The organism is Clostridium uliginosum, from assembly GCF_900112485.1.
GTDB classification, from domain to species: domain Bacteria; phylum Bacillota; class Clostridia; order Clostridiales; family Clostridiaceae; genus Clostridium; species Clostridium uliginosum.
Map to the genome: position 1 here is coordinate 135,014 of NZ_FOMG01000006.1, position 26,807 is coordinate 161,820.

A 26,807-nucleotide genomic window follows, 5' to 3' on the forward strand; every position below is an offset into this window, starting at 1 on the left:
TATGGGAAATATGATAGATATTATAAAACAGGCAAGTGTAAATGCAATTAATGCTGGAGATCCTTTAAACATTGAATTTGGAACTATAATAGACGATGCTTTAACTATAAGAATAGATCAAAAAAGAATATTATCTAAAGAATTTTTTATTGTTCCTGAAAGTTTAACAAGGTATGAAGTAGATTTAACACATTCACATTCAGAAACATCATCATCTCTTGGAAAAATAGTAATTAGAGAGGGATTAAAAAATGGAGATATTGTTATATTATTAATGATTGAAAAAGGAAGTAGATTTTTAATCCTTGATAAGGTGGGAAAGTATGAGTAATTTTAGTGTATTACCCCAAGGTGCTTCATTAAAAGATATTGATAATATAGAATATGTAAAATATCCAGGGAAAACTTATAGAATTAAAAATAATAGAGTATCTGGAATTTGTGATAAAGTAGAAGCACTTAAGCAAACAATATATTTTATATTAAATACAGAAAGGTATGATTATCTTATATATCCTGATAGCTATGGAAGTGAGATTAAAGAAACAATAGGAATGGATAGAGATATATCAGAAAGTGAAATAAAGAGAAGGATAAAAGAAGCTTTAATCCAAGATGATAGAATTGAAAATGTGGATGAATTTATTTTTGAATATGAAAAAGACAGTGTTTTAGTAAAATTCACTGTCTTTTCTATTTATTCAAAGTTATATGAAAGTGTGGTGATTTAAATTTGTTTGAGTTAAAAGAAGAAGAATTATTAAGAGATATGTTAAATAAAGTTACAAATGATTTAGATAAAAGACCTGGAAGTAGTTTAATTTATAATGCATTAGCTCCAGCAGCACAAGAAATAACAAAATTACGCTCTGATATGGATAGATTTTTAGAATATTCTTTTGCATCTTCTAATATACCAAGTGAATATTTAGATAAAAGGTGTAGAGAACATGGGATTACAAGAAAATGTGCTACTTATGCAATTAAGCTTGGAAAATTTTATGATTGTGAGAGTAATTTATTAGATATTCCTATAAACTCTAGATTTTCAATAGATAAGATTAACTATACTGCAATTGAAAAAATTGAAAAAGGAAATTATAAAATGCAATGCGAAGTAATAGGATCTAATGGGAATTATCCAATTGGAGATTTGCTTCCTATTGAATATATTGAAGGCTTAGGTAAAGGAGTTTTAGGAAAAATAATAATCGAAGGGGTAGATGTAGAAAAAAATGAAAGTTTATTTAATAGACTGATAGTAAAGGTACAAACACCAGCTACATCTGGAAATAAGTATGATTATTTAAATTGGGCTTTAAGTGTGAATGGAGTAGGCAATGCATTAATAAAGCCATTGTGGAATGGAAATGGAACTGTAAGAGTATTAATAACTGATATAGAAGGAAGAAGTCCAACTGAAGAGTTAATAAAAAATGTTGTCACTACTATAGAAAAAAATAGACCAATAGGAGCAAGCGTAACAGTTATAGGAATAAAAGAAAGTAATATTAATATTAGTGCAAAAATTATAGTAGAAGAAGGATATAACATTCAAGCAATTAAGGAGAAAATAGTAATTAATATTAACTCTTACTTTAAGAAGATAAGGTTAAAATCAGGCGTAATAAGATTTAATAGAATTGTTAATTGTATATTAGATGTAGATGGAATTGTGGATTATAAAGAAATATCTATAAATAATGAAAAAAAAGATATAGATCTAAGAGAGGATAATATCCCAATTTTAGAGAGTGTGGTGGTAGATAGTGTTACTTAAAGACTATGTACCTTTTTTTATATCTCAAGTTAAAGAAATTTCAAATATATATAATGTACAACAAATAGAAATTGATAAATTAAATTTAGATGTAAAAGATCTACTAAATCAATGTTTTGTAGAAAGTACTACATGGGGAATAAAATATTGGGAAGAGTTTGTTGGTATTATACCAGATAGCTCTAAAAAAATAGAAAATAGACGCTCCAGGGTATTAGCAAGACTAAGAGGAGAAGGAACAACAACTATAGAGGTAATTAAACAAATAGCTAAAAGTTTTATAAATGATATTGAGGTTATAGAAAATAATAAAAATTATAGTTTCGAAGTAGATTTAAAAACGTATAATGCATTTCCTAATATATTAGATCCTCTATATACTGCAATAGAGGAAGTTAAGCCAGCGCATTTAGGAGTGGATTATAAGCTTATTTCTATAGTAGAAAATGAGTTGTACTTTGGAGGAACAAGAGTAACTGGAGAAATTATAACAGTTTATCCATGGACTCCTAATAATATTCAATCTAACTTAAAAGTTAATACACAAATAATACACAATATAGGCTTAGAAAATTTAACAATATATCCAAAGGAGGTAAAATAAATGTCAGAAAAATTTTATACAATATTAACTGCAATAGGTAAAGCTAAGATAGCAAATAGTAGTGTTTTAGGAACAAAAGTAAACTTTGTAAAGTTAAAACTTGGAGATGGGGGTGGAAAGAACTATAATCCAACCGATGAACAAAAAGATTTAATAAATACAGTTTGGGAAGGTAATATAGGAAATATACAAGTTGATAAAGATAATCCAAATTGGATAGTAATAGAAACAATGATTCCCGCAAATGTTGGTGGATTTACAATTAGGGAGTATGGGGTATTTGATGAAGAGAATAATCTATTAGCAGTAGCTAAATGTGCTGAAACTTATAAACCAATATTATCAGATGGAAGTACTAAAGAATTAATAATAAAAATGATATTATCAGTCTCCAATACAGAAAATATTAATTTAAAGATAGATCCAACAATAGTTTTTGCTAAAAAAAGTGATATTGAAGAAATTAGTTCACAATTGAAAGATTTGACGAACAATAAAGCAAATAAAACAGACTTAGAAAAATTACAAAATACAGTTAATAATATAGATTTAAGTGCAACTAAGGTTAATTTAAATCCTATTAGTGGCATGAACTCTAAGAATGTACAGGCAGGTATGCAAGAGCTTTTTACATTTGCCAGTAACGGTAAGAATTCTATTGCTGGCAAGGTTGGGAATGTAAGTGGTAGTAATACACATTTAGAGATAGCTAATGAAATTCAAAATGATAAAAATACTATGGTCAGTAATCTATCTAGTAAAGGTGTTAGTGCTAATGGAAATGAAGCTTTAGCTAGTTTGGCTAGCAAGGTAGGAAATATAAGTATATCAACTTTAGGCGGAGTAGAATATGCTACTGGTGTTTTAAAAAGGGACAGTAAAAATAAAGTCATTGGTTTCGCTACAGTGCCATTTAAACCTAATTATATCATTATATCATGTATATACCCTGACTCTAACTATACAGAGATACTTGCATACTATATGGATTATACGCCACTAGATGTTCTCAGTGGAACTTTTTTTAATTTTAAGAGAACTGATTATAGTAGTGAACATGTGGATTTTGGTCATACACAAGTGGGTGGAAATAACTATGTAGTAGCTGGCAAATGTATAATTATCACAACTGATAACGGGTTTAATTATGATATATGTGCGGGCTGGGATGGTATAGTATCTTGGAAAGCTTATAAACTTTAATTGAGGAGGAATAAAAATGAAAACATTAATAATTTATGATAATACAGGAAATATATTTTTACAGATGGGTGTTTCTTATAGAGTGCCAGAAGGTGGTATACAATATTTAGAAACAGAAATACCAGAAGGCAAGCTAATTAAAAATATAGATATTTCTGTAACACCACATAAGCCTGTTTTAGAGGATATACCAAAATCGCAAATCAAATTGTTGCAGGAAGAACTTGCACAAAATACAAAGGACATGGCTAAGAAAGACTTGCAAATGGAACAATTACAAAAAGATTTAGCTGATTTAACAAAACAAATAGCAGGAGGTAAATAATATGAATTGGTTTGAAAAAGTAAAAAGATACTATAATTGGGGCTGTTACAACAATGGAGACACTTGGGATTTTGTAAGTTATAAGAAAATAACTACAGAACAATATAAAGAAATAACAAGTGTAGATTATAGCGAAGAAAGACCAACAACTGTTACACAATAGGAATATTTGACGAAGTAAATAATTAAAAATACAAGGCAATAAATTAGGACTTTTAAAGAGTCTTTTTTTTATTGCCATAATTTTAGAAAGGAAGTGATAGATGAATGAAAAGTTAGTTAAAGATAAATTTGAAACTTATGAAAGAAGGATTAATAATCGCGGAGAAAGACTAGACAAATTAGATCAAGATAGCAGAGAACTTAAAACAGTAAATAAATTAATTATTTAGGAGGAAAAAATATGGATATAAAAATCAAGGATTTAACACAAGTAATTCCAAATTCAAATGATTTAGTTCTGATTAGTCAAAATGAAAATGTAAGAGGTTCAACTGTAGAAGAAGTAAGGGATAAGGAATTAAGAAAAGAAGTAGAAAATGCTAGAGGAATATACGCTAATTTAGACGATAGGTTGGATGAAATTGATACGTCAGTGTTAGCTTTAGAAAAGAAAATTGATCCTATAGATTGCGGAATGTTTTAAAGATAATTAAGTCAAATTAAATGAAAGAGAGTGATATATAATGGCACAAACATTAAAAATTAAAAGAGGAAATAATGCAAATTTACCAAGTTTAACACTAGAAGCTGGGGAACCAGCCTTTGTATTAGACACAGGAAAACTTTATGTAGGTAATGGTACAAATAAAGTTTTAATTAATCCAGATATACCATCAAATTCACAAACTACTGATAAATTAAAAACAGCTAGGACAATTGCATTAAGGGGAGATGTTATAGGAAGTGTTTTGTTTGACGGTAGTAGCGATGTAACAATAACAACAACAGAAAAGGCATCTGGAGTTACACCAGGAACCTATTGCAAAGTTACTGTTGATACAAAAGGAAATGTAATTGCAGAAGAAAAGTTAATTTCATCTGATATACCAAGTTTAACATTAGCAAAAATAAGTGATGCTGGAACTGCTGCAAGTAAAAATGTAGGCACAAGTTCAGGAAATGTACCAATCTTAGATTCTAATGGAAAATTAGAGACTAATATATTACCTGCTTTAGCTATAACAGACACTTTCCCAGTAGATAATGAAACTGAAATGTTGGCATTAACAGCACAAAAAGGTGATGTTGCAGTAAGAAAAGATTTAAATAAATCTTTCATTTTAAAGCTTGAGCCACCAACTGTATTAACAAATTGGCAAGAATTATTAACACCTACTGATACAGTATTAAGTGTTGCAGGTAAAATTGGTATAGTTACTCTTACATCATCTGATGTAGGACTTGGAAATGTAACAAATGAATCAAAAGCAACAATGTTTACAAATCCAACTTTTACAGGTATACCAGTAGCACCAACTCCATCTGCTGAAACTAATACAACACAAATAGCGACTGCTGCTTTTGTGAATTCCGTAGTAGCAAATAAAACAAGTGTATCTGGAAATGCAGGGACAGCTACAAAATTAGAAACAGATAGAACTATAGCCATAGCTGGTGATGTAGTTGGTTCAGCTAGCTTTGATGGTTCATCTGACATCTCAATAACTGCAACCATAAGTAATATGGATGGTGGAACATTCTAATAAAGAGTATAAAGAGGAGGAAAAATAAATGGCAAATAAAATACAAATTAAAAGAGGATTAAAAGTTAATTTACCAGTTCTGAATGTAGGAGAACCTGCATTCACAACTGATACAAAAGAATTTTTTATAGGAGATGGTTTAAGTAATATTGAGTTTGCTAAACAATCAAACTTAGAAACAACTAATACACACTTGAAGGAAATAGTTAAGAAACAAGATAAGTTTACAGAGAATTCAAATGGAAAGCTTTTGTATAATGGTGTTAAAGTAGGAGCAACAAAAGCAAGTGAATTAGAATTAGAAGCTATAGCAGGAATGTCAGCTAAGAATGTACAGGCTGGAATAGCAGAGGCTTTTCAATATGCCAGTAATGGAAAAACTACTATTGCTGGCGTAGTTGGTGGAGTGACTGCTAATAATACGTATGCAGAAATAATGAATAGAATTCAAATAGATAAAAATACTATGGCAAGTAATCTTAACAACAAAGGTGTAAGTGCCAATGGAGTAGAAGCCTTAGCTAGTTTAGCTAATAAAATAGGGAATATACCTATAGGAAGAAAAATTGTTATAGGGAATACACCAACGTTTATGGCTTCAGTATATAATATATCTGGTTTTGATTTTATACCTAGATTTTGTTTTATGTGGGGAAGTAGAATTGATGGCAGACTTGTAATGAATAATTCAATATTTGATGGTGGTAGATTTCATTCAATTACAAGTGTAGTTGATGGAGGGTGTTATTCATATGATATCAATGATAAATATAATTTAGGATATGGATATATTAATATGCCAATTTATTATGGAAAATATTCAACATCAATGAGTTATACTTGGTGTGTTATAGGAGATTAAGTAATTTAAGACCAGCTAATAATAGTCAAGTAAAAAGTTAAAAAATACTTTTTTAAAAAAAGAGTATAAAAAATAAACCATTAAAAAATACGAATGGTTACAAATTTTGGAATGTGATTAAACTACATTGTTTAAAGAGTTATTTTCTAAAGACATTTGTTTATGTATTGATTTCTTAATTCAAACGGCGTTTGATTTCGGAGAACAAGCAAATATATAATTTATAATTTTGTGCATTATAGCCACCAAGGCTACTTTAGCTTTTTTACCTTTAAATTTACCAGACTCATTAATTTTGAATATATTTTTTCAGATCAATTAACACCTTTTTTAGATTTGTTAATAAGAATAAGAAGTATGATGTTCGTTAGAAAGATAAATAGTTCTCTATCAAATGTTACAACTACATTATATAAGGAGGTTAAAATTTGTATAAAGAAAATATTTTTAAAACAATAATTGCAACAGTAGGCACATGGTTTACATGGTTATTTGGAACATGGGATACGGCAATAGGAGTATTAATACTTTTTATGATATTAGACTATGCAACAGGATTTTTAAGAGCCTTTATAAATAAAGAATTAAGTTCAAATGTTGGGCTTAAGGGGATAGCAAGAAAAACAGTTATATTTGTAGTACTTATAGTAGCAGTCGCATTAGATAGGCTTTTAGATACTGGAAATTGGCTATTTAGAACTATGGTTTGTTATTTTTATATAGCAAATGAAGGATTAAGTTTATTAGAAAATTGTGCAGGGTTAGGGTTACCAGTTCCAGATAAAATTTTAGATGCATTATCACAATTAAAAGATGGAGAAAAGAAAAAAACTAATTGATTCGAGCACATTTAAGTCGTATATTTCATATTATGTAATATAAGGCACACTTAAAAAATAACAAGTCTATCTGCCAAGCCTATTTTCCATTATGCTGCGTCAGCAGATTGCCATAATAGGCCTGATATGAAACCAATCTGTTTCCTTGCCTGATGAAAAATAATCATGGCATTTTGGACTTGCTATTTTCTTTCGTGTGCCTAAATTCTACGAAAGAAGGTTATATATTATGTCACAATGGAAATGGTGTGTACAAGGTGAAGATGGAAAAGTTATAAAGGGTTGGTATGAAGATGATAGTAATTGGTATTATTTAAACGACGAAGGGATTATGCAAACTGGATGGATAAAAGATAAAGATGGTTCATGGTATTATATGAATGAACAGGGATCAATGCAAATAGGATGGATTCAATTAAAAGGTATTTGGTATTACTTAGAAGAGTCTAGTAATGGCTATAAGGGTAAGTGCTATATAGATTGTACTGCAACTATTAATGGAAAAGAATATACTTTTGATAAGGATGGTAATATGCTTGATAACTCCTTAGTATCTGATAAATGTATTAATTTTATAAAATCATGGGAAGGATTTTCTGCTACACCATATTATGATGAGGTTGGAGTGTTGACATTAGGATATGGAATGACTGGTGATGAAATAAAAGATTTATCTAGTGTTACAGAAAGTCAAGCTAGTGAAATGTTAAAAAATTTAGTTAATAATAATTACGCTAAAGCAATTAAAAACAATTTAGATTCTAAGAGTATAAGTTTAAAGCAAAATCAATTTGATGCATTGGTAAGTTTCGCATATAATTGTGGTATTGGAGCATTATTTAGTTCTACCTTATATAAAAATATAGTTACTGGAGTAAGAGATAAGAATATTATTACTTCTAATTTCCAAGCTTGGAGTAATGGTGGGGGAACAAGACTAGAAGGTCTTTATAGAAGAAGAAGTAGAGAAGCTGATATGTTCTTAAATGAAGACTATACAGGAAATATATAAAAACAAAATCAAGTGATTCTTATATTAGTTCTAATGTATAGTAAAGAAGCTGTCTCAGAATTATCAAGTAAAGTAATAACAAAGAAATAGAAATAACATTTATTAAAGAAGACTAGAAAAATTTCACTAAGATTTTCTAACATTTAAAGTTGTACCCATAAAAGATTGCTCCTAATATATATTAGGACAATCATTTATGGAACAACTTCAAATGAAGAAACTCTAAGCTTATTTTTCAATGCTTCTTCCACAAATGTTATTTCTATTTCTTTTTTGAATATACATCATATCAATAAATGATTTGTATTATGAGATAGCCCTTTTTTTTTGACATTTTGTCTAAATTTGAATAATAGAATATTCATACAATATCAACACTATTTTAAAGCATAACTATAATATTAATTAATTATATTGCAATAAATATGTATTTTGAATTAATGATAAAATTTCATATATCTCAGGATATTCAAACGCTTCAGAGTTTGATAACATTTCTTTCAACTGAGTAACAGTTACCCATTTTAGGTCACTCACTTCTTCTTTTTGTAATTTGGCTTTTGATAAATCATACTCTTGTTTAATAACATAAACATCCCAAATAGTATCTTTACGAAAAACTCTTTTTAACTTTTTTAAATTATCTTTTAAAAGTACAATACCGATTTCTTCGTGAGCTTCACGAATGCATCCATTTAAGCTATCTTCTCTAGATACAATACAGCCAGTTGTCATACCCCAGATACCAGGTAATACTTTTCTATTTTCTGATCTCTTTTGAATCAAAATTTGTGATTTATTATTTATTATCCAAACTTCAGCTGCTAAATGATAATCACCTTCTTTAATTATGTCACCACGTTTCATCACATTACCTGTTTTAATTCCATTAGAATTATAAATATCCCATAACTCCATATTAATTACCTCCTGTGTATTTTATACAATAAATAAATATTTCTAAATTAAATAAAAGATATAATATTATGAAATGATACACTTTAATATTAACACATACAAACATAAAGAAAGTAATACTCAATATATTATGAGAAATTTATTGTTATTTTTTGTATTTTAAACTGAGAGTTTATATTAAAAATATGAATTTTCAGTCTTTTTGCATAGATAAATATTGAAAATTAGAAATATTTTTTTAAAATAGTTAACATTTTGCAGGAAAAAAATGTAATATACTTGCCATGTAAACATTTAAAAATATACTTAGCATAGAAAAATAGAGATAACCAGTTTAAATAAATGAAAACACTATATAAATATTAACAAAATCACAGGATACTATGGAAAATGGCTATTAATTGCGAAAAATAACGTTGTTTAACTACAAATTCAGAGTATAATTCAGTTCATGATTTAAATTTGAATTTAGGGAGTGATCATATGAAATGGGTATCTTTAGCGGTACTTATAGTGGTATTTGTATTAATATCAATTTATGTTGGTAAGTACATGTATAGCATTTTATTTAGAACAAAATCATTTGTAGATCCAGTTATGGACAAGATAGATAATGCTATATATAAAGTAGTAGGAATAGAAAAGAAAGAAATGAATTGGAAGGAATATCTAAAATCACTAATTACAACTAATATAGTAATGTTAGTTTTAGGATTTATATTACTTATGGTTCAACAATTTATAGTAGGGGCGACGAATCCACTATTAGATATGAATTGGCATACAGCATTTAATACAACAATTAGTTTTATGACTAATACAAATTTACAAGATTACACAGGAGAATTAAACTTAACTAATATTTCTCAAATGATTGTAATTACGTTTATGATGTTCACATCAGCTGCAACAGGATTTGCAGTATGTGGAGCTTTTATTAAAGGAATTACAGGACATTCATTAGGAAATTTTTATATGGATTTGGTAAGAATAATAACAAGATTATTATTACCTGTATCAATAATTGCATCAACAATAATGATATGGCAAGGAGTTCCACAAACATTAGGAGCACATAGAGTTGTAAAAACATTAGAAGGTGGAACACAAACACTAGCTTATGGACCAGTTGCAGCTTTAGAAAGTATAAAACATTTAGGAACAAACGGTGGTGGTTTCTTTGGAGCCAATTCATCACATCCATTTGAGAATCCAACTGCAATTACAAACATGTTAGAGATTTTATTAATGATGTTTACACCAGGTGCATATTTTTATGTGTTTGGAAAAGCAGCTAAAAATAAGAAACATGGCGTGGCAATGTTCTCAGCAGCATTATTTTTATTCTTAATGGTTATACCAGTTATATATCATTCAGAGCTTGCTGGAAATGCAACTATGAACAATGCTGGAATAGCAAATGTATTAGGAAATATGGAAGGTAAAGAAGTAAGATTTGGAGTAGTTGATTCATCATTATTCTCAGTTGTTACTACTGCATTTACTACAGGGTCAGTAAATAATATGCACGATTCATTAACTCCAATAGGTGGAGCTGTTCCTATGTGGAATATGATGCTTAACTTAGTATTTGGAGGAAAAGGCGTAGGCTTTATGAATTTAATAGTTTATGCAATGCTTTCAGTATTTATATGTGGACTTATGGTTGGTAGAACTCCAGAATTTTTAAGGCGAAAAATAGAAGGTCGAGAAATGAAGCTCATAGCAGCTACTATTTTAATCCATCCAATTTTAATATTACTTCCAACAGGATTAGCAGCGGCAACAGGACAAGCATCTTTGGATGGATATCATGGATTTTCTGAGATGTTATATCAATTTTGTACATCAGCAGCTAATAATGGGTCAGGATTTGAAGGATTAGCAGATGGAACAATGTTTTGGAATGTATCGGCAGGTCTAGTAATGTTCTTAGGAAGATATACTTCTATGATATTACTATTAGCTTTAGCAGGTTCAATGAAGGCAAAAACACAAGTGCCAGAGAGTTCAGTAGCATTTAGAACAGATAAGCCTTTGTTTGTAGGTGTATTAATAGCAATAATCATAATAATAGGTGCTTTAACATTTTTCCCTGCATTAGTACTTGGACCGGGCGCAGAATTCTTGACAATATCTTGATTGGAGGAATAGGAAATGGAAAATAGTAAAAAAAGTTTTATTACAAATAAAATGATTAAAGATGCTATAAAAGATTCTTTTATAAAATTGAATCCGAAAGATATGATTAAGAATCCAGTAATGTTTGTAGCATATATAGGAATGATAATTACAGCAATTTTAACAGCTGTACCTCAAATAGTGGGAGAAAATGGTAGATTATATAATGGGATTGTCACAATTATTTTATTTGCAACAATAGTATTTGCAAACTTTGCAGAAGCTATTGCAGAAGGTAGAGGTAAAGCTCAAGCTGATGCCTTAAAATCTACTAAAAAAGATACAAAAGCAAAACTTTTAAAGCCAGATGGAAGCTATACTGTAATAAATGCTTCTGAATTACAAAAGGGTGATATAGTTTTAGTTGAAACTGGAGATATGATACCCAATGATGGTGAAGTAATTGAAGGATTAGCATCAGTTAATGAGGCAGCAATAACAGGTGAATCAGCACCTGTTATCAAAGAACCAGGTGGAGATTTCTCATCAGTTACAGGAGGTACTACAGTAGTATCAGATTGGATTAAAGTAGAGATTACTTCAGAACCAGGAGAATCATTTTTGGATAAAATGATTTCACTTGTTGAAGGAGCTTCAAGAAAAAAGACACCAAATGAAGTAGCACTTACAATGCTGTTAATAGCACTTACAGTAATATTTCTTGTTGTTATTGTTTCTTTATATCCAATAGCAAACTTTGTTGGTGTAAAACTTGAAGTATCAACTTTAGTTGCATTATTAGTTTGTTTAATACCAACTACAATAGGAGGGTTATTATCTTCAATAGGTATAGCTGGTATGGATAGAGTTACAAGATTTAATGTTATAGCCATGAGTGGTAAAGCAGTAGAAGCTTGCGGTGACGTTGATGTGATGATATTAGATAAAACAGGAACTATAACTTTTGGTAATAGATTAGCAGCTGATTTTAGACCAGTTGAGGGTGTATCAAAAGAAGAAATGATAAAATATGCATTAATAACTTCTATTAAGGATACTACTCCGGAAGGAAAATCAACAATAGAATTAGGTCAAAAATTAGGTTTCAAAGTAGACGCAAAAGAATATGATAACGCAGAATTTATTGAATTTACAGCTCAAACAAAAAGTAGTGGTATGAATCTTAAAAGTGGAGAAAAGATTAGAAAAGGTGCTGCTTCATCTATCATGGAATTTGTTAAAGAAAATGGAGGAAAAATTCCAGGTGATTTAAAGGGAAAAGTCGATGATATATCTAAACTTGGCGGAACACCTTTAGTTGTAGCTAAAGATGATAAAATTTATGGTGTTATTTATTTAAAAGATACTGTAAAGCCTGGATTGATAGAAAGATTTGCACAGCTTAGAGAAATGGGCATTAAAACTGTAATGTGTACAGGTGATAATCCATTAACAGCAGCTACAATAGCTAAAGAAGCAGGGGTAGATGATTATATAGCTGAATGTAAACCAGAAGATAAAATTGAAGCAATTAAAAAAGAACAAGAAAATGGTAAGATTGTTGCAATGACTGGTGACGGTACTAATGATGCTCCAGCACTTGCACAAGCCAATGTTGGACTTGCTATGAATTCAGGAACTATAGCAGCAAAAGAAGCAGCAAATATGGTAGATTTAGACTCTGATCCAACAAAGATATTAGATGTGGTTGGAATTGGTAAACAACTTTTAATAACTAGAGGAGCACTTACAACTTTTTCAATCGCCAATGATGTTGCTAAGTACTTTGCAATAATACCTGCCATGTTCATGTTAGCAATACCACAAATGCAAAGATTGAATGTAATGGGGCTAGCTAGTCCTAAGTCAGCAATAATATCAGCATTGATATTTAATGCCATAATAATTCCATTATTGATTCCAATAGCGTTAAAGGGTGTTAAATATAGACCAATGAATCCAGAGAAGATATTAAAAAGAAATTTAAGTATATATGGTATTGGTGGAGTAATAGTACCTTTTATTGGTATTAAAGTAATTGACTTTATTGTATCACCATTATTATCCTTAATAGGAATGTAGAGGAGGAGTAATAAATTATGGATGATTTAAAAAAGGGAATAAAGATAACTATAGTCTTTACTGTAATTTGTGGATTAATATATCCATTGTTTATGACAGGAATTGGACAACTATTATTTCCAAACCAAGCAAATGGTAGTGTAATAAAACATAATGGAAAAGAAGTTGGTTCAACACTTATTGGACAACAATACAATGATGATAATCATTTTACAGGTAGAATATCTGCTGTAGATTATAATATTTCAGAAGATGGAAAAGAAATGGATGCAACTTCAGGCTCACAAAACTTAGCAACAACAAGTGATGTTTTGAAGGAAAGAGTTGAAGGGGATATTAAAACATTTTTAGAAAAGAATCCAACTGTATCTAAAGAAAATATATCTTCAGAACTTATATCACAATCAGGATCAGGTCTTGATCCAGATATAACACCTCAAGGTGCTAAAATACAAGTAGATAGAGTGGCAAAAGCAACTGGAATATCAGAAGAAGATTTAAAAAAACTTATTGATAAAAATACAAAAGGAAAATGGCTTGGATTATATGGAGCAGAACGTGTTAATGTACTAGCATTAAATATAGCAGTTGATGACATAACACAAAATAAATAAATATATGATTGATTAATGTATATGAAAGAAAATAACGAGTCAAAGATGCAATGTATATTTTGCGTTAGACAAGGAGACATGTTTGGTTTATAGCACGCTTAGTATGACACAAAATAGACTAACATACTGACTAGTTATTTTTGGAAATTAAGAGATCAATATATAAAATGAGCTATATTTCACGAAAAAATAATTTGTTGTGAAATATAGCTCATTTTTTAATTTGGCTATGTTTTAAAATAGTGTTGATATTGTAATATAAAGGTGAATTCCACTGTCCATGAGCTTTATATTACAATATCAACATTCACTTAAAACATAGCCTTTCATGTGCCTAAGGCACATTCAAAAAAATAACAAGTCAATATGCTAGTCTATTTCGTGTCATGCTGCGTCAGTAGAATGGACTAATAGCTCGTTATTAAACTATTCTACTTCCTTGCCTGACGCAAAATATACATCGCATCTTGGACTTGTTATTTTCTTTCATGTGCCTAAAGTGAATCATAAGGAACTACAATTACTTGAATATCTTTAGCATGCTCTAAAAATTTATTGATAGTAGATCCTCTAAATAGTCTTTGAATTTTATTACGTTTTGGATGTCCTATAATAAGTTGTGTTATATGTTTTTCATGTGAGAATTTTAATAATTCATTAGAAACTGACTTGCCTGTAAGCTGTACAACAGTAGCATTGAACTTTTCAGCTAATAATATATTTTCCTTAAGACCATTAATTCGTTGAGGTGTTTCTTTAGATGACAATAAGTGAGTACAATTTACATAAACGACATAAAAAGGACATTTATATTTTTTGGCGATTCTAGCGCCAAGTCTTATTAGTCTTTTTGATTTAGGGTTAGAAGAAATTGATACCATAACTCTTTCAGCGGTATACCAATTATCATTAATATCATGATTGCTTTTATATTTCTCTAAATCTTCATCTACTTCATCAGCAATTTGTCTTAGAGTTAGCTCTCTTAAAGCAGAAAGATTTCCATTTCTAAAGAAATTTTTAAGTGCAGATTCTACTAAATATGGCTTGTATATATTTCCTCGTTTTAATCTGTTTCTTAGACCTTCTGGAGGCATATCAATGACAACAACTTCAGCTTCAGCAATAATTTTATCAGGTATTGTTTCATTAACATTTACACCTGTTATTTGTTTTACAATATCATTAAGGCTTTCTAAATGTTGAAGGTTTATAGTTGAATAAACATTAATACCTGCATCTAAAATTTCTAATACATCTTCATATCTTTTTTTATTTTTAGAACCTGGTGCATTAGTATGTGCTAATTCATCAACTAAAACTAAATTTGGCTTTCTTTCTATTATTGCATCTACATCCATTTCTTTTAGTATTATAGAGTTATATGTTATTTCTTTTAAAGGTATACAAGGTAAATTTTTTAATTGATTAATTGTATTTGCTCTATCATGGCTTTCAAAATAACCAACAACAACATCTTTTCCTCTTTCAAAACGTCTATTAGCTTCATTAAGCATAGTATAAGTTTTACCTACTCCTGGAGCATACCCTAAAAATATTTTAAGAACACCACGATTCTGTTTCTTATATGCTTTTAAAGCTTCTTCAGGAGTAATTCTTTTCTCACCCATATAAATCCCCTTATTTCAATTTTTTTAATTTAGAAGAGAATTCTTTAAATAAATTCCCTTTTTCTGTTTCACCTTGAGCTATTAGTAAATCACCAAATTGATTATATATTAATGGATCTGTTGATATTTTATTCAAACATAACTTTATATCATTCGTGGTTATCTTTGAAGATTCTAAAGTTATATGGCTTGACTCTGTATTATAATCAGGAAATATTTCACTTAGTACTTTCCTTATGGTATTTGCTGTAAAAGGTTTTTGCAAATATGCCATTGCACCAAGTTTAGTAGTTGTAACTGCATTTTTTATTGTACCAAAAGCAGTCATTATTACTACATTAAAGTTATATCCATCTTTTATAACTTGTTCTAATAAAGCAGTTCCACTCATATTTGGCATTTTAACATCAATAAATGCTATATCTAAATGCGTACTAGAGATTAATTCTAGTGCTTCATTGCCATTGCTAGCACAATAAACTGTAAAGTTCGCATCTCGTAGGCAATGAGATAATAGAAGTCTAATATTTTTAGTATCATCTACTATCAATGCTGTTTTCATATAAAACCCCTCCATTTCATAGATAGATTTATACTACTGTAGTTTATTTTTATTATCAACAAATGATGTTTTAAGCAAATAAGATTATTGTAGACTAAAGCTATAATACAAAGAGGAGAATTGATATAATAGTGAATAAAAGGTTTGATTATAAGATAATAGCTAATTATGGTGATTAGGTAATATTTTATAACTAGAATATAATTTTAATAAGGCATATGAAAGAAAATAATAGGTCAAAGATACGATGGATATTTTTTAAGGCGAGGTGCCCCTTGAGGGCATAAGTTCAACTAAATTTATCTGGAGTATAAAATCCTACATGAAAAATTTCACTTTATGTAAGGGCAATGAAAAAAAGTTTAGCTCATAGCGTATTTATTAACTAAACTTATTGAAATATTATCACGCAAAATAGACTAGCTTACTGACTTGTTATTTTTTGAATATTCCTAAGTAAATTAAGAGGTGTCTAAATATGATAAAAAGCATGAAATTCAAAATATCTTTAATTTTAATAGTTTTTATATTATTAACAATTGGAAATAGTGTGGTATCAATTAGTTATTTTAATAAATTAGAAAGATCGATAGACTTAATAATGGATGCAAATTATGATAGTGTAGTTGCAGCTCAAAACATGAATGATGCATTAGAAAGACAAGATAGTTTAGAACTTTCTTTTATATTTGAAGATAATGAATTTCTATCTTCTGAACATGAATCAAATCATATGAAATTCTTAGAGTGGATATATAAAGCAAAGAACAATATTACAGAAGATGGAGAAAAAGAAATATTAGAAGTAATAGAAAAAAATTACACTGATTATTCAAATAAGATAAAAGATTTGGAAAGTGTTAAAGCAAAAGAAGGAAATGAAAAAGTAAATAGATATTATTATAATAATATTTTCCCATTATTTCAAACATTGAAGGAAGAGTGCAATGAACTTTTAAATATTAACCAGCAGTCAATGCTAAACATGAGGGGAAAATCAAAAGAATTAGCTAATAGTGCGAGGTATTGTACAGTTATTATCTCAGCATTAGTACTTATAATTGGACTTTCAATAATAGGATATCTATTAAAGAAAATTATACATCCTATTGAAGATTTAGCAGTTGGAATAAATAAAATATCAGCTGGCAATTATGAGTATAAAATTCCTTTAAAAAGAGAAAAAGAAATTAATTATATATTAAATGATTTTAATGATATGGCGGAAAAATTAAAGCAATATGAAAAGTTAAATATTAATGAAATTCTAAGAGAAAAACAAAAAGCAGAGGGAATTATAGAAAGTATTGATTTCCCAATAATAGTTACTAATGATGATAATAAAGTAATAATGTTAAATAAATCAGCAGAAAGATTGTTTGATGTTAAAGAAAAAAATACACTTAATAGACATTTTTTAGAATGCATTGAACAAAGAGAAGTTTTTAATATTATACAAAAAGCAAGAAATTCTGTTAAAGAATATAAAGGTTTTAATGATATAGAAATAGACCAAAATGATAATAAAGTATATTTTAGAATATCCGCAAATCCTATATGGTTTGAAAATAATGAAAATATAGCCACTGTTACAATTATGCAAGATATAACTAAATTCAAAGAAATAGATAATATGAAATCAGATTTTATATCGAATGTGTCTCATGAATTCAGAACGCCATTAACATCAATTTGTATGGCTGTTGGATTATTGCTTGAAGAAAATAATGAAGGTAGAGAGTCACAAACAGAGTTATTAACAATAATAAAGGAGGATAGTGAAAGATTAGACAATTTAGTTAGTGAATTATTAGATTTATCGAAAATGGAAGCTGGAAAAATTGAAATGGATATAAAAGATGTGGATATAAAAGATGTTATAAATCAAGTGAAACGTACATTTAAGATTCAGCTTCAAGAAAAGAATATAACACTAAATATTAATACTAAGACAATTACAAGAAAAGCAAGAGTTGATATAAATAAAATATCTTGGGTTGTAGTTAATTTAGTTGGAAATGCTTTAAGATATACAAAAATTGATGGAACAGGAGTTATAGAAATAAAAGCAAAAGAAGTAAATAACACTATGCTAATATCAATTACTGATAATGGAGAAGGCATTCCAGAGCAAGATCAAAAAATAATATTTGAAAAATTTATACAATTAAAAGATAGTAGTGGACAAATCACTGGAAACTCAGGATTAGGACTTGCAATATGTAAAGAAATTATCAAAGCTCACTTGGGGGATATATGGGTTGATAGTAAATTAGGGGAGGGTAGCACATTTTACTTTACACTTAAGTTAGGAGGAGTATTAGATGAAGAAGAAAATACTAATAGTTGATGATGAAAAGAATATAAGAATAAGTCTTGAAAGATGTTTAGTTAGTGAAAATTATGAAGTAGAGTGTGCTTGTGACGGAAATGAAGCATTAACAAAGCTCAGAAGTAAGAATTATGATTTAATCTTAATGGATATTCAAATGCCTAAAAAAACAGGACTACAAGTATTGCAGCAAATAAGAGAAGAAGGAATATCAACAAGGGCAATAATGATGACAGCTTATGGAACTGTTAATATAGCAGTAGATTCAATGAAACTTGGTGCAGTAGACTTCATTAGTAAGCCTTTTACAGTTAAGAAAGTTAAAGCTATTGTTATGGATGTAATTAATAAGCAAACAAATGTCTTTAGAATAGATAAAAGTATAGATGAATATATAAAAGCAGCTAGAGATGCAATAATAAAAAAAGATTTAGAGCAAGCAAGAATTCTTCTTAAAGAAGGGTTAGTTGAAGATACAAGTAGTCCGGAGATACAAAATTTATTAGGTGTTATTGAAGAAAAATCTAATAATAAACAACTAGCTCAAAAATATTATAGAGCTGCATTATCCTTAGATGCAACATATACTCCAGCAGATAATAATCTGAAAAGGACTGTAATGTATAGTGCTATGACAAATAGTATAGATTTAGGATAAGGCATATTAAAATAAATAACAAGTCAGTATGCTAGTCTATTTGGCGTCATACTGTGTCAATAAAATCAGCCCATAGATTGCTATGCGTTAATTTCATCTCCTTGTCTGACACAAAATATACGTCGCATCTTTGACTTGTATTTTCTTTAATACGCCTAAGACATATTAAAATAAATATATATTAGATATATGGTTCATATCATTAGAAAATAGTGATATGAACTTTTTTGATAGATGTGATTTTTTTTGCAACCTTTATATGGTAAAATCAAGTATAATGGAAAACAATGAAATTTATTATTGCTATAAGGCACATTCAAAAAAATATACGACGCATCTTTGGTCTATTATTTTCTTTCATGTGCATAAAATTGGAGGCGCAAATGAATAAGCAAGTTAGACATAAAGAAAAAAGAAGAAAGAAAAAAAAGAATTTTAAACCATTAGCACTTTTAAGGGGAATATTATATATGTGTGTCTTCTTAGTGATAACAACACCTTTTGTATTATTTTTTGGACCATATGATAATACAAAAAAAGTGGTAATATCAACTGTTCTTGCAACAAGACATTCATATTTATTGACTGATTTAATATCTAAAGCAACTTTAGATAAAATGCTAGGGATAGATAATACACAAACTAGTGAGGCTATTTCTCAAAATATCAATAAAATAAATGTTAAATATAAAACTGGAAATGAAATAAATAGATATGATATAAATACTAATAGATTTGATGGATATGTATTGGAAATAAAGAATCCATTAAAGGTTAAGGTTGCAATGACTAAATATTTAGGAAAAATGGGAGAGAAGACAAGCGAAATGGCAGAGGACAATAATGCTGTTGCTGCTATTAATGGGGGATCATTTGTGGATAAATCTTCTGATGGAACACTTTATGCAGGAACTGGAGCTGAACCGGGCGGATTCGTGATTTCAGATGGTAAGGTTGTATATCCTAAATCTGCTGTAAAAGAAAATAATGTTGAAAATGTTATTGCATTTACAAAAGGTGGAGAACTCATAGTTGGAGATCATACACTGGCACAACTTAAAAAATTAAATGTACAAGAGGCTATGTGCTTTAGAAGACCTAATATTATTATTAATGGGGTTAGACAAGTAAAGAACAAAGTAGAAGATGGACTTAATCCGAGAACTGCAGTTGGCCAAAAAGAAGATGGAACAATAATATTCTTAGTTATAGATGGTAGAAAAATAACATCACCTGGAGCTAGTCTTTATGATGTGCAGGAAATTATGATGAAAAGAGGAGCTGTTAATGCAGGAGCTCTTGATGGAGGATATTCATCAACAATGTATTATAAAGGTGACATAATAAATTCTCCTAATGCTTGGGATGGTGAAAGGTCTGTTGCTACAGCATTTTATGTTGAACAGTAGAGGAGTGGATAAGTAATGAAAAAATTAAAAATAATATTAAGTTGGTCTATTATTGCTTTAATATTGCAACATGGCATATTTTTATATGTGGAAAAGGTGTATTTATCTACAGATTTAAATATAGAGGCTAAAAAAGTTGAAGAAGAAGAAAATATAACAGATAAAAAATCAGAAATTGATATAAAAAAAGGCCTAGATGCGGTTAAAGTATCTTCAGATGGACGATATGTTTCTTATTTACAAGGTAATAAGCTTAAAATATTAGACAGTAATAATAATAAAGAAAAAGAGTTTGATAGTAATAATGGTGCAGAGGTTGTGTTTTATGAATGGCTAACCAACCAAGATAATATGATTGTTATTCAGAAAATAAAGGAAAAAGGCACATATTATTTTGAACCAGTATCTTTTAATGCTAAAAAGGGAGAATCAAGGGAACTTGCGGACTTTGATTTAAATAAGGTAAGAATTAAACTTGAAACACCAAAAGATGAGGTAGATAATGTAGTATTTTCAACATCAACTCATAGTTTATATATAAAAGTTAAAAAAAGCAGTGAAAAATGTGACTTATATTATGCAAATGTAATGAATCAATTAAAGAAGGTTAAAAATAATAAAGTTATAGGAGATGTTGTAGTTCCAACTACTAGCACTAATGCAGTAATGCAAGAAGGATCAAATATAACTATATTAAATACCAAAGGAAATTTATCAATACCTAATGTTAAAGCTTCTAAAATATTAGGAACAGATGTTAATGATAATGTATATTTTGGTGAAGTAGCAAATAGTAAGATTAAAAAAATATATTATACTGTTCTATCAGATAAGATTAGAAAATGGAATGAATTAAAGCTTCAAAACCCAGTAGATAAGGAAGATATAATAATTGATTATTCTGGTAAGGTTTATATTAATGATAAAGTTAAAAGTAGTGTGTTAGAATTAGCAAGTAATAAATCAATTAAGTATAAAGGAGAGCTTATTCAATCATATTATAAAGGTGTTATTTCAAGAGTAGACAATAAATTACTAAAAAACAACATACAATAGCTTGTAAATTTTTTTAGTAGTATTGCACAAAAAAACTTGAATAGTTTTGTAAGTTCTTAATATGGAGTTTAAAGGATTACAATTGTACAATAGAAGCATAAGAAACAAAAAAATGAACAAGAAATATTAAGAGGGGGGATTAAAATGGCAGAATTGTCATTAAAACATATTTACAAAATTTACTCAGGTGACGTAGTAGCAGTAAAGGATTTCAATTTAGAAATTGCAGATAAGGAATTTATAGTGTTTGTTGGACCATCAGGTTGTGGTAAATCAACAACTTTAAGAATGGTGGCAGGACTTGAAGAAATCTCTAAAGGAGAGTTATATATAGGCGGAAAATTAGTTAATGATGTGGAGCCAAAGGAAAGAGATATAGCAATGGTATTCCAAAACTATGCTTTATATCCACACATGACAGTTTATGATAATATGGCTTTTGCTTTAAAATTAAGAAAAATGCCTAAGGAAGAAATTGAACAAAAGGTTACAGAAGCAGCAAGAATACTAGATATAGAGCATTTATTAACTAGAAAGCCAAAGGCTCTATCAGGAGGACAAAGACAAAGAGTTGCTTTAGGAAGAGCTATCGTAAGAGAACCAAAAGTATTCTTGATGGACGAACCTTTATCAAATCTTGATGCAAAATTAAGAGTTCAAATGAGAACAGAAATAGCTAAACTCTATCAAAAGTTACAAACAACATTTATATATGTTACTCATGATCAAGTTGAGGCTATGACAATGGGTACAAGAATTGTTGTAATGAAAGATGGTATAATACACCAAGTAGATACTCCTCAAAATATATATAACACACCAGTAAATATTTTTGTTGCTGGATTTATTGGAAGTCCTCAAATGAATTTTATAAATGGTAAAGTAATTGAAAAAGAAGGTAAGTTATATTGTAGTTTTGAAGAAAATAATATATTATTACCTGAAGTTAAAGCTAAAGAACTAAAAAATAAGGGATATGTAAATAAAGAAGTTGTTTTTGGAATCAGACCACAACATTTAGATGATGATGAAGAAGTAGTTAAAGAAAATCCAGCTTCAATTATAAGTGGAAAAGTAGAAGTAGTTGAACTTATGGGTTCAGAGAGTTATATTTATCTTGTAGCATCAGGTAATAATATGACTGCAAGAGTGGATGGAACTACTAAGTTTAAGAATGGAGATTCAATAAAGTTATACGTTGAAAATGAAAACATTCACGTATTTGATAAAGAAAGTGAATTAAGAATAATTTAAATTTTAGACATATGAAAGAAAATAACAAGTCAAAGGTCCGATGTATATTTTGCATCAGACAAGGAGGTATATTAACCATCATAGATGGCTATTAGGTTGATATGCTGACATAGTATAATACGAAATAGAACTAACATACTGACTTGTTATTTTTAAAAGTGTGCCTTATATTGAGGTGAAAGTATGAATGGATTAGCTATTTATTTAGAAGAATTATATAAAAGTTGTGAAATACCATTTGAAGTATATATAAATAACGATATTATATTTAAGACTAATTCGTTACTGCCTCAGAATAGTATAGTGGAAAATAGATTTTCTATTGATAATAAGATTTTTATCATTCAAACTTATAATAAATTTAAAGATTCAATAAAAATTCTTAAGTTTTGTATTGAAAATAAATGTAAAGAATACTATAACACAAGAGAGAAAGTTATAATTTCATTATTAAAAAATGAATATGTGCCTAATGATACACTTGAACAAGTAATGTTTCCTACAAAAGACACATATTTAATAGTTATATATTTAAAAGAAAAAATTTCTGAAACAATAGAAATTTTAAATGATATTTATTTAAATACAGATATTATTATATTAGAGTATAAGAGTTCAATTGTTTTAGTTGGTTTATTTGAAGATATCGAGGAACATATATCTAGCATAACTGAGACAATATATATTAATATATATATAAAATGTTATGTGAGCTATTGTTTCATAAATAATTATAATTTTTTAAAGAGTTTATATGAGGATAGCATATATAAAATTAAGTTGGCTAAAAAGTATAACCTATCAAGTAGAGTATTTAATGAAAAAAGCCTTTTGTTTGAAAGCGTTATAGACAACTTAAGTGAAGAAAATAAACATGATATAGTATCAAAGTTTAATAATGGATTTAGTAAGCTAGATGAAGATACAGTTAATACAATTGAAATATTTTTTAATTGTGATTTGAACTTAAGTGAGGCAGCTAAAAAATTATTTGTACACAGAAATACTTTAATCTATAGATTAGATAAAATTAAAAAATATACGTCTTATGATATTAAAAAATTTAATGAAGCAATATTATTTAAAATAGCATTTTTTATATGGAAAGAAAAGAAATAAAAGTTTTAAATAATATAGGAATCGATACCGAATGATTATGTAATAATATGTAGAAAAAATAAAATCATTTATGGATATACTAAAAGAAAAGAGTGTATAATAGTATTATTACGGAAACGATACCGGTAATTTTCTAATTATTTAGAAAATATCATAGGAGGAATATTATGAATATAGCAGATATTGCAAAACTTGCAGGGGTTGGAGTTAGTACAGTTTCTAGAGTAATTAATAACCATCCAGATGTTAAAGAAAGCACAAGAGAAAAAGTTAGGGAAATTATAAAAGAAAATAAATACATACCCAATAATAGTGCAAGAATATTAAAACAAAATAATACAAAAAATATAGGAGTTTTAGTAAAAGGAGTATTTAATCCATTCTTTTCACAGATGATAAATGTTATAGGTAGTATTATTGATAAAGCTGGATATACGATGATACTTCAGCAAAATGATTATAATTTTTATCAAGATGTTGAGAATCTTATAATATTTATAAAAGAAAAAAAATTACAAGGAGTTATATGTTTAGGTGGCAACTTTATTGATATTAGTGATGATAGCTTTGAAGGAATAGATGCACCAATAGTTTTAACATCAGTTAATACTATTTCAAAAAAAATAAAGAACAATTACTCATCTATAGGAATAGATAATGTTAAAGCTTCTTATGATGCAACTAAGTACTTGATTGATAAAGGACATAAAAATATAGCATTAATTCTAGGAGAAACTAATGATTTAGTAATTAGTTGGTGGAGATTAAATGGATACAAAAATGCTTTAGAAGAGAAAAAAATAAATATAAATGACAGCCTTATTTTAACAGGAGATTATTCATGCGAGGGAGCTTACAAAGAAACTGTAAAGTTATTAGAAGAAAGAAAAGATGTAACTGCAATTTTTGCACTTTCAGATCTTATGGCAATTGGAGCAGCAAAAGCGGTAGCTGATAGTGGATTAAAAGTTGGTGAAGATATTTCAATTGTTGGATTTGATGGAATGGATGAAAGTAAATATTATAATCCAGGAATTACTACAGTAAATCAACCTAAAAAATTAATGGCAGAAATGAGTATAAATTTACTATTATCATTAATTAATGGAAATGAAGAAAATAAACATATCTTGCTTGATACACAACTAATTGAAAGAGAATCTTGTAAAAGTTTAAGGCAGATTAAAGAGTTTTGATGATATAAAGTTAAAGTCTAAAAGGGGGAGAAATAATGGAAAGAAATAGTGGTATTATTATGCATATTGCATCTTTGTCAGGAGATTATGGGATAGGGACATTTGGAAAAGAAGCTTATGAGTTTGCTGACTTTTTAAAAAAAGCTGGACAAAGATATTGGCAAATACTACCTTTGGGGCCTACAAGTTATGGAGATTCGCCATATCAATCTTTTTCAGCATTTGCTGGCAATCCATACTTTATTGATTTTAAGTTATTAGAAGAAGAAGGTTTACTAAACAGAGAAGATTATTCAAAAACTAATTTTGGTAGTAATCCTGAAGATATAGATTATGGAATAATTTTTATAGAAAAAATGAAGATTTTAAGAAAGGCTTATGAAAATTTTAAGATTAATAAACCAGATGATTTGAAAAAATTTAAAGAAGAAGAAAATTTCTGGTTAGATGATTATTCTATGTATATGGCAATTAAAACAAAATTTAATTTGAAGAGTTGGCAAACTTGGGATATGGACATTAAACTTAGGAAAAAAGAAGTTCTAGAACAATATAGGATTGAACTTAAAGATGAAATTGAATATTGGAACTTCTTGCAATATAAGTTTTTTGAACAATGGAGTAGCTTAAAAAAGTATGCAAATGACTTAGGTGTAGATATTATAGGTGATATTCCTATATATGTATCAGGAGATAGTGCAGATGTGTGGGCTAATCCAAAAGCATTTTTGCTAGACACTGAAACTTTATTACCTATTAAGGTTTCAGGTTGTCCACCAGATAATTTTGCAGTAACTGGCCAACTTTGGGGAAATCCTATTTATAATTGGGACTATATTGATCAAACTAAGTACAAATGGTGGGTAGATAGAATGAGACAAAGTGCAAAGCTTTATGATGTGATAAGAATAGATCATTTTAGAGGATTTGAATCTTATTGGTCAATACCTTATGAAGATTTAACAGCAGAAAATGGTGAATGGGTAAAAGGACCTGGAATGAAGCTATTTAGTGCAATAAAAAAAGAACTTGGAGATATTAAAATTATTGCTGAAGACTTAGGATTCTTAACAGATGAAGTAGTTGAATTTAGAAAAGCTTCAGGTTTTCCAGGGATGAGAGTATTACAATTTGCTTTTTGCGGAGATTCTAAAAATCGAGATCTACCTCATAATTATGAAGAAGAATGTGTAGCTTATACGGGTACTCATGATAATAATACATTTAGAGGATGGTTCGAAAAAACTGGTAGTAAGAACGAAATTAAAAATTCTATTAAGTATCTTGGACTAAACAGAAAAGAAGGATATAATTGGGGATTCATACGAGGGGTTTGGAGTAGTAAATCCTATTTATCAATAGCACTAATGCAAGATTTTTTAAATTTAGGAAATGAAGCAAGGATTAATGTTCCATCTACTTTAGGGCAAAACTGGCGTTGGAGAGCTAAGAAAGATGTATTTACTGATAAATTAGCAAATAAAATGTATAAATTAACAAAAATGTATGGAAGGTGCGATTAAA

Annotated in this window: 27 protein-coding genes and 1 pseudogene; 24 read left to right on the forward strand and 4 right to left on the reverse strand. The window is 28.6% G+C overall.

All coding sequences use genetic code 11. From position 1 onward, the window contains the following. The first annotated feature begins 1 nt into the window (after position 1). The 11 genes from BM027_RS06135 to BM027_RS18480 all read left to right on the forward strand — a co-directional run bounded on the left by BM027_RS06135 (position 2) and on the right by BM027_RS18480 (position 6,480). Entirely contained in the window at positions 2–331 is a 330-nt protein-coding gene (locus BM027_RS06135; RefSeq protein WP_090089696.1) for a DUF2577 domain-containing protein, read from the forward strand. Beyond that, positions 324–731, forward strand: a complete 408-nt coding sequence (locus BM027_RS06140; protein WP_090089698.1) for a DUF2634 domain-containing protein — start codon at positions 324–326, stop codon at positions 729–731. Before BM027_RS06135 ends, BM027_RS06140 begins: the two co-directional genes overlap by 8 nt. A 2-nt stretch (positions 732–733) precedes the next feature. Then, a complete protein-coding gene (locus tag BM027_RS06145) occupies positions 734–1,780 on the forward strand; it encodes a baseplate J/gp47 family protein (protein WP_090089699.1) in 1,047 nt (348 codons plus the stop codon). After that, complete coding sequence (locus tag BM027_RS06150; RefSeq protein WP_175559948.1) at positions 1,770–2,384, forward strand: putative phage tail protein; 615 nt, start codon at positions 1,770–1,772, stop codon at positions 2,382–2,384. Before BM027_RS06145 ends, BM027_RS06150 begins: the two co-directional genes overlap by 11 nt. After that, positions 2,385–3,587, forward strand: a complete 1,203-nt coding sequence (locus BM027_RS06155) for a phage tail protein (RefSeq protein ID WP_090089704.1) — start codon at positions 2,385–2,387, stop codon at positions 3,585–3,587. 16 nt (positions 3,588–3,603) lie between these two features. Then, positions 3,604–3,912, forward strand: a complete 309-nt coding sequence (locus tag BM027_RS06160) for a hypothetical protein (RefSeq protein ID WP_090089706.1) — start codon at positions 3,604–3,606, stop codon at positions 3,910–3,912. Position 3,913: 1 nt separating this feature from the next. Further along, complete coding sequence (locus tag BM027_RS06165; protein WP_090089708.1) at positions 3,914–4,075, forward strand: XkdX family protein; 162 nt, start codon at positions 3,914–3,916, stop codon at positions 4,073–4,075. 100 nt (positions 4,076–4,175) lie between these two features. Further along, positions 4,176–4,304 (forward strand): hypothetical protein, encoded by a 129-nt coding sequence (locus BM027_RS18690; RefSeq protein WP_278320215.1) that lies wholly within the window; start codon positions 4,176–4,178, stop codon positions 4,302–4,304. An 11-nt stretch (positions 4,305–4,315) separates the two neighbouring features. Further along, positions 4,316–4,558 carry a hypothetical protein gene (locus BM027_RS06175; RefSeq protein WP_090089711.1) on the forward strand — a complete coding sequence of 81 codons (243 nt, stop codon included), beginning with the start codon at positions 4,316–4,318 and terminating at the stop codon, positions 4,556–4,558. A gap of 40 nt (positions 4,559–4,598) precedes the next feature. Next, complete coding sequence (locus BM027_RS18475) at positions 4,599–5,618, forward strand: hyaluronate lyase N-terminal domain-containing protein (protein WP_242943294.1); 1,020 nt, start codon at positions 4,599–4,601, stop codon at positions 5,616–5,618. A gap of 28 nt (positions 5,619–5,646) precedes the next feature. After that, a complete protein-coding gene (locus BM027_RS18480) occupies positions 5,647–6,480 on the forward strand; it encodes a hyaluronate lyase N-terminal domain-containing protein (protein ID WP_242943295.1) in 834 nt (277 codons plus the stop codon). Between the two features lie 117 nt (positions 6,481–6,597). Here BM027_RS18480 and BM027_RS18865 read toward each other — a convergent pair. Next, a pseudogene (locus BM027_RS18865) lies at positions 6,598–6,753 on the reverse strand (IS110 family RNA-guided transposase); the annotation flags it as partial. 155 nt (positions 6,754–6,908) lie between these two features. Here BM027_RS18865 and BM027_RS06190 point away from each other — a divergent pair. Beyond that, positions 6,909–7,319: a phage holin family protein gene (locus BM027_RS06190; protein ID WP_090089713.1), complete on the forward strand. Its 411-nt coding sequence runs from the start codon at positions 6,909–6,911 to the stop codon at positions 7,317–7,319. A 229-nt stretch (positions 7,320–7,548) separates the two neighbouring features. After that, complete coding sequence (locus tag BM027_RS06195) at positions 7,549–8,331, forward strand: lysozyme (protein ID WP_090089716.1); 783 nt, start codon at positions 7,549–7,551, stop codon at positions 8,329–8,331. A gap of 405 nt (positions 8,332–8,736) precedes the next feature. Here BM027_RS06195 and BM027_RS06200 read toward each other — a convergent pair whose 3' ends face one another. Continuing rightward, entirely contained in the window at positions 8,737–9,249 is a 513-nt protein-coding gene (locus BM027_RS06200; protein WP_090089717.1) for an NUDIX hydrolase, read from the reverse strand. A gap of 483 nt (positions 9,250–9,732) precedes the next feature. On the opposite strand from BM027_RS06200, the gene kdpA reads away from it, so the two are divergent. The 3 genes from kdpA to kdpC are packed head-to-tail and all read left to right on the forward strand — an operon-like array spanning position 9,733 to position 14,066. Beyond that, positions 9,733–11,391: a potassium-transporting ATPase subunit KdpA gene (gene kdpA, locus BM027_RS06205; RefSeq protein ID WP_090089719.1), complete on the forward strand. Its 1,659-nt coding sequence runs from the start codon at positions 9,733–9,735 to the stop codon at positions 11,389–11,391. A gap of 15 nt (positions 11,392–11,406) precedes the next feature. Continuing rightward, on the forward strand, positions 11,407–13,452 hold the full coding sequence (gene kdpB, locus BM027_RS06210) for a potassium-transporting ATPase subunit KdpB (protein ID WP_090089721.1): 2,046 nt from the start codon (positions 11,407–11,409) through the stop codon (positions 13,450–13,452). A gap of 17 nt (positions 13,453–13,469) precedes the next feature. Next, entirely contained in the window at positions 13,470–14,066 is a 597-nt protein-coding gene (gene kdpC, locus BM027_RS06215) for a potassium-transporting ATPase subunit KdpC (protein WP_090089723.1), read from the forward strand. Between the two features lie 494 nt (positions 14,067–14,560). Here the strand turns inward: kdpC and BM027_RS06220 are convergent, their stop codons facing one another. Next, complete coding sequence (locus BM027_RS06220; RefSeq protein WP_090089725.1) at positions 14,561–15,697, reverse strand: universal stress protein; 1,137 nt, start codon at positions 15,695–15,697, stop codon at positions 14,561–14,563. 10 nt (positions 15,698–15,707) lie between these two features. Beyond that, a complete protein-coding gene (locus tag BM027_RS06225; RefSeq protein ID WP_175559949.1) occupies positions 15,708–16,259 on the reverse strand; it encodes a response regulator in 552 nt (183 codons plus the stop codon). Between the two features lie 478 nt (positions 16,260–16,737). Here BM027_RS06225 and BM027_RS06230 point away from each other — a divergent pair, with 478 nt between their 5' ends. The 8 genes from BM027_RS06230 (at position 16,738) to malQ (ending at position 26,806) form a co-directional block, all read left to right on the forward strand. Continuing rightward, positions 16,738–18,609 carry a HAMP domain-containing sensor histidine kinase gene (locus tag BM027_RS06230; protein ID WP_090089728.1) on the forward strand — a complete coding sequence of 624 codons (1,872 nt, stop codon included), beginning with the start codon at positions 16,738–16,740 and terminating at the stop codon, positions 18,607–18,609. Next, a complete protein-coding gene (locus BM027_RS06235; RefSeq protein ID WP_090089730.1) occupies positions 18,584–19,249 on the forward strand; it encodes a response regulator in 666 nt (221 codons plus the stop codon). Before BM027_RS06230 ends, BM027_RS06235 begins: the two co-directional genes overlap by 26 nt. A gap of 383 nt (positions 19,250–19,632) precedes the next feature. After that, complete coding sequence (locus BM027_RS06240; protein ID WP_090089732.1) at positions 19,633–20,658, forward strand: phosphodiester glycosidase family protein; 1,026 nt, start codon at positions 19,633–19,635, stop codon at positions 20,656–20,658. Positions 20,659–20,673: 15 nt separating this feature from the next. Continuing rightward, complete coding sequence (locus BM027_RS06245) at positions 20,674–21,714, forward strand: hypothetical protein (RefSeq protein ID WP_090089734.1); 1,041 nt, start codon at positions 20,674–20,676, stop codon at positions 21,712–21,714. Positions 21,715–21,858: 144 nt separating this feature from the next. Beyond that, the gene (locus BM027_RS06250) at positions 21,859–22,968 is read left to right on the forward strand and encodes an ABC transporter ATP-binding protein (RefSeq protein ID WP_090089736.1); all 1,110 of its coding nucleotides are present in this window, start codon (positions 21,859–21,861) and stop codon (positions 22,966–22,968) included. A 183-nt stretch (positions 22,969–23,151) separates the two neighbouring features. Further along, on the forward strand, positions 23,152–24,087 hold the full coding sequence (locus BM027_RS06255; RefSeq protein WP_090089738.1) for a PucR family transcriptional regulator: 936 nt from the start codon (positions 23,152–23,154) through the stop codon (positions 24,085–24,087). A 167-nt stretch (positions 24,088–24,254) separates the two neighbouring features. Continuing rightward, positions 24,255–25,283, forward strand: coding sequence for a LacI family DNA-binding transcriptional regulator (locus BM027_RS06260; RefSeq protein ID WP_090089740.1), 1,029 nt, complete (start codon positions 24,255–24,257; stop codon positions 25,281–25,283). 35 nt (positions 25,284–25,318) lie between these two features. Continuing rightward, positions 25,319–26,806, forward strand: coding sequence for a 4-alpha-glucanotransferase (gene malQ / locus BM027_RS06265; protein WP_090089742.1), 1,488 nt, complete (start codon positions 25,319–25,321; stop codon positions 26,804–26,806). Position 26,807: the final 1 nt, after the last annotated feature.

Bases quoted from the DNA above. Each gene is read 5' to 3' on its own strand.
- BM027_RS06165 (WP_090089708.1), top strand. From the start codon at position 3,914: ATGAATTGGTTTGAAAAAGTAAAAAGATACTATAATTGGGGCTGTTAC.
- BM027_RS06175 (WP_090089711.1), top strand. From the start codon at position 4,316: ATGGATATAAAAATCAAGGATTTAACACAAGTAATTCCAAATTCAAAT.
- BM027_RS06245 (WP_090089734.1), top strand. From the start codon at position 20,674: ATGAAAAAATTAAAAATAATATTAAGTTGGTCTATTATTGCTTTAATA.
- BM027_RS06195 (WP_090089716.1), top strand. From the start codon at position 7,549: ATGTCACAATGGAAATGGTGTGTACAAGGTGAAGATGGAAAAGTTATA.
- BM027_RS18475 (WP_242943294.1), top strand. From the start codon at position 4,599: ATGGCACAAACATTAAAAATTAAAAGAGGAAATAATGCAAATTTACCA.
- BM027_RS06155 (WP_090089704.1), top strand. From the start codon at position 2,385: ATGTCAGAAAAATTTTATACAATATTAACTGCAATAGGTAAAGCTAAG.
- BM027_RS06220 (WP_090089725.1), bottom strand. From the start codon at position 15,697: ATGGGTGAGAAAAGAATTACTCCTGAAGAAGCTTTAAAAGCATATAAG.
- BM027_RS18690 (WP_278320215.1), top strand. From the start codon at position 4,176: ATGAATGAAAAGTTAGTTAAAGATAAATTTGAAACTTATGAAAGAAGG.
- BM027_RS06140 (WP_090089698.1), top strand. From the start codon at position 324: ATGAGTAATTTTAGTGTATTACCCCAAGGTGCTTCATTAAAAGATATT.
- BM027_RS06260 (WP_090089740.1), top strand. From the start codon at position 24,255: ATGAATATAGCAGATATTGCAAAACTTGCAGGGGTTGGAGTTAGTACA.
- BM027_RS06135 (WP_090089696.1), top strand. From the start codon at position 2: ATGGGAAATATGATAGATATTATAAAACAGGCAAGTGTAAATGCAATT.
- kdpA (WP_090089719.1), top strand. From the start codon at position 9,733: ATGAAATGGGTATCTTTAGCGGTACTTATAGTGGTATTTGTATTAATA.
- BM027_RS06230 (WP_090089728.1), top strand. From the start codon at position 16,738: ATGATAAAAAGCATGAAATTCAAAATATCTTTAATTTTAATAGTTTTT.
- BM027_RS18480 (WP_242943295.1), top strand. From the start codon at position 5,647: ATGGCAAATAAAATACAAATTAAAAGAGGATTAAAAGTTAATTTACCA.
- BM027_RS06225 (WP_175559949.1), bottom strand. From the start codon at position 16,259: ATGAAAACAGCATTGATAGTAGATGATACTAAAAATATTAGACTTCTA.
- kdpC (WP_090089723.1), top strand. From the start codon at position 13,470: ATGGATGATTTAAAAAAGGGAATAAAGATAACTATAGTCTTTACTGTA.
- BM027_RS06235 (WP_090089730.1), top strand. From the start codon at position 18,584: ATGAAGAAGAAAATACTAATAGTTGATGATGAAAAGAATATAAGAATA.
- BM027_RS06255 (WP_090089738.1), top strand. From the start codon at position 23,152: ATGAATGGATTAGCTATTTATTTAGAAGAATTATATAAAAGTTGTGAA.
- malQ (WP_090089742.1), top strand. From the start codon at position 25,319: ATGGAAAGAAATAGTGGTATTATTATGCATATTGCATCTTTGTCAGGA.
- BM027_RS06250 (WP_090089736.1), top strand. From the start codon at position 21,859: ATGGCAGAATTGTCATTAAAACATATTTACAAAATTTACTCAGGTGAC.
- BM027_RS06200 (WP_090089717.1), bottom strand. From the start codon at position 9,249: ATGGAGTTATGGGATATTTATAATTCTAATGGAATTAAAACAGGTAAT.
- kdpB (WP_090089721.1), top strand. From the start codon at position 11,407: ATGGAAAATAGTAAAAAAAGTTTTATTACAAATAAAATGATTAAAGAT.
- BM027_RS06240 (WP_090089732.1), top strand. From the start codon at position 19,633: ATGAATAAGCAAGTTAGACATAAAGAAAAAAGAAGAAAGAAAAAAAAG.
- BM027_RS06160 (WP_090089706.1), top strand. From the start codon at position 3,604: ATGAAAACATTAATAATTTATGATAATACAGGAAATATATTTTTACAG.